A 3200-nucleotide genomic window follows, 5' to 3' on the forward strand; every position below is an offset into this window, starting at 1 on the left:
TCAATGGTTTTCTTAAAGCTGGGGTTGTGACGCGCTAAATCAATCATGGTGCGATCGACTAATTCAACTGCAGTGGGCCCGAGTTTGACGATATGCTGCGCGCTATCCATTGCTTTGAAGAAGCTTGCAAAATTCACCACTCCAAGCACTTTGTGTTGTGGCAAGGGTGCCAACTTCAACTCAAGTGATTTGAAATACGCCAAAGTGCCTTCACTGCCAACCAAGAGGTGCGCTAAATTCACGCTGCCATCTTGTGTATAGGGGCGCTCGCTTTGTGGATGAAAGACATCCAGGTTGTATCCGGCAACACGACGCAACACTTTAGGGAAGTGCGCTTCGATTTCGGGTTGAAGGCTATTCGCCAAACCTTTCACAAAGTCACCGAGTTGTTTTGCTGCGCCAGAGCTATTAGCGTAATTTCCAAAGCTAGCTACTTGCCCAGAGGCTAGCCAGGCATCAATCCCTAAAACGTTGTGCACCATGTTTCCATAGGCGATAGAGCGACTGCCGCAAGAGTTATTGCCTGCCATGCCGCCGATGGTTGCTTGGCCAGCAGTAGAGACGTCTACTGGGTACCAGAGCCCATGAGGCTTGAGTGCAGCATTGAGGTGATCCAAAACAATTCCAGGTTCAACAACTGCAGTTGCTTTTTCTGGATCCGCATGTAGAAGCTTGCGAAAATATTTTGTGTTGTCGATGACGAGTGCAGTACCGGTGGTTTGACCGCACTGACTGGTGCCGCCTCCGCGAGGCAAAACTGGGACGCCCAAATCAGCCGCAATCTGAATAGCTGTTGCAATATCCTCGGCGGTTTTGGGAACAAAGACAGCAACTGGCATGGCTTGATAAATTGAAGCATATGTTGCATAACGTCCGCGACTAGCCATATCGGTCATGACTTCACCAGAGGTTTCTTGCCTGAGGCGCTTAGCTAACTCTGCCTTGTTGGCAACAAATTCTGGAAGAGGAAAATCGAGTGGCTTGTTCATGCTGCAACTTTCTGTTTGGATTCTGAGTCAACTAATTGGATCACTACATCACGTTTATTCATCACGTGCTGCATCATGACTTTGCGCATGCGTGTGCTATCGCGAGCCTTTAATGCGTCTAACATTTCTTGATGCTCGCCCACTGCCTTCTCCCACTTCACGCCATCTTGGTTGGAGCGAAAGCGTAGTGCCTCAATACGGGCATTGACTTGGGTAAAGAGCTGGCTTAAGACAGGATTGTTTGCCGCTTGATTAATAGCCTGATGAATCTTGAGATTGAGTTGGTAGTAGCTCGAGAGATCCCTGCGAGCATACGAGGCCATCATTTCATATTGAAGTGCTTCCAGTTCAATGAGAGCTTGATTGCTAATGTTTTGTGCTGCTAGTTCTCCGGAGTAGCCCTCTAAGTTCGCAATCACATCAAAAGTATGAAGGATGTCATCCCGAGTGAGTTGCACTGCAATCGCTCCGCGGTTGGCAATTAGCTCTACCAGCCCATCCGCTGCCAAACGTCGAATTGCCTCGCGAATAGGGGTGCGTGACACATTGAGCTGTTCTGCTAATTCACGTTCATTCAACTTGCTACCCGGCGTAATGGCGCCCTCTACCAATAAAGCTCGCAGCTTTTGGAAGGTGACCTCGTGTAGGTTTTGGGTATTTGGGGGTGCAGTGAGCATCATATGAAATGCCTTAATTTTGTATACATATTTACTATAACCTATCAATAGCCTTAAATAATGCTATTAATTGCTTATTTTTTACTTATTTGGGAAATATTTTGCATACAAAATTGTAAATTACTAAAAAGTACCTTACACTGGCCAGCAAGATTAACAACAAAAACCAAGCGAGACTCAGCATGCTAAAACTAGATAACCACCTCTCAGGGCGTCATTTTTTACATATTCCTGGCCCAAGCCCAGTGCCATCCCGCATCCTGCGGGCAATCAGCTATCAAACGATTGATCACCGTGGACCTGAATTTGGTCAGTTTGGCCTCAAGGTTTTGGATGGCATTAAAAAGATCTTTAAAACTGAGCAACCAGTCATTGTTTACTCAGCCTCTGGAACGGGTTCATGGGAGGGGGCTTTGGTTAACGTCCTCAATCCTGGTGACAAGGTGCTGTTTTATGAAACCGGTCAGTTTGCTAATTTGTGGCGCGCTTTGGGTAAGCGTCTTGGTTTGGATGTTGAGGTGGTAACTAAGCCTGGTCAAGATACTTGGCGGTGGGGTGTTGATGCATCTGTCATTGAAGAGCGCTTACGCAAGGACACTGGTCATGAAATCAAGGCGGTTTGTGTAGTTCACAACGAAACCTCCACGGGCGTAACTTCGAACATTGCCGCAGTTCGCAAGGCAATTGATTCTCTCAAGCATCCAGCACTGCTGTTGGTTGATAGCGTTTCTGGTTTGGGTTCTGCAGACTACGAGCACGACAAATGGGGTGCCGACGTCACTGTATCGGGCTCACAAAAAGGATTAATGCTGCCTCCAGGCATTGGCTTTAATGCCTTGTCAGCACGCGCAATTGAAGTTAGTAAAACGAACAAGATGTCTAAGGCCTATTGGGCTTGGGATGAGATCTTGGAGTCCAATAAATCAGGCTACTGGCCAACTACGCCTAGTACCAATTTGATGTATGGCTTACATGAGGCTTTGGACATGATGATGGCTGAAGGCTTAGACAATATTTTTGCTCGCCACCAACGTCTTGCGGCTGCTTGCCGTGAAGCGGTGAATGCTTGGGGCTTAGAAATACAGTGCCAAGATAAAGATTGTTACTCGCCAGTACTCACTTGCATTGCTACACCAGAAGGTATGGATGCAGATGTATTACGTAAGCATGCTCTGGAGAAGTTCAATTTATCCCTGGGTACAGGCCTTGGAAAAATTAAAGGCAAGGCCTTCCGTATTGGCCATTTGGGTGATTGCAATGAGCTCAGTCTGATGGCTGCCCTCAGTGGAGTAGAGATGAGTTTGGGCGCGATGGGCTACAAGCCTAAGGCAAGCGGTGTTGTTGCTGCCCAAGAATTTCTAAAATAATCAGTAAGTTGGGTGTAAATGGGGTGTCAGCTGGTGAATCTTCCGGCCAACACCCCTTATAATTCAAGTACTTATATAGATAGTACTTTCATCAAATAAAACATATTCGAGACAGAAAGATTTCACATGTTGGCAACTAAACCATATTTAACCCAGGCTGATGTTCA

The 3200-nt window shown here is 46.8% G+C and carries 3 protein-coding genes; 1 reads left to right on the forward strand and 2 read right to left on the reverse strand.

From position 1 onward, the window contains the following. The coding region (locus tag B7X71_RS14180) for an FAD-binding oxidoreductase (protein ID WP_293601079.1) at positions 1 to 989 on the reverse strand (989 nt) is incomplete at its 3' end. Continuing rightward, positions 986 to 1669, reverse strand: a complete 684-nt coding sequence (locus B7X71_RS14185) for a GntR family transcriptional regulator (RefSeq protein ID WP_293601080.1) — start codon at positions 1667 to 1669, stop codon at positions 986 to 988. The genes B7X71_RS14185 and B7X71_RS14180, both read right to left, overlap by 4 nt. 179 nt (positions 1670 to 1848) lie before the next feature. Between B7X71_RS14185 and B7X71_RS14190 the strand changes: the two genes are divergently transcribed. Beyond that, complete coding sequence (locus tag B7X71_RS14190) at positions 1849 to 3033, forward strand: aminotransferase class V-fold PLP-dependent enzyme (RefSeq protein WP_215302901.1); 1185 nt, start codon at positions 1849 to 1851, stop codon at positions 3031 to 3033. Positions 3034 to 3200 lie beyond the last annotated feature (167 nt).

The organism is Polynucleobacter sp. 39-46-10, from assembly GCF_002282275.1.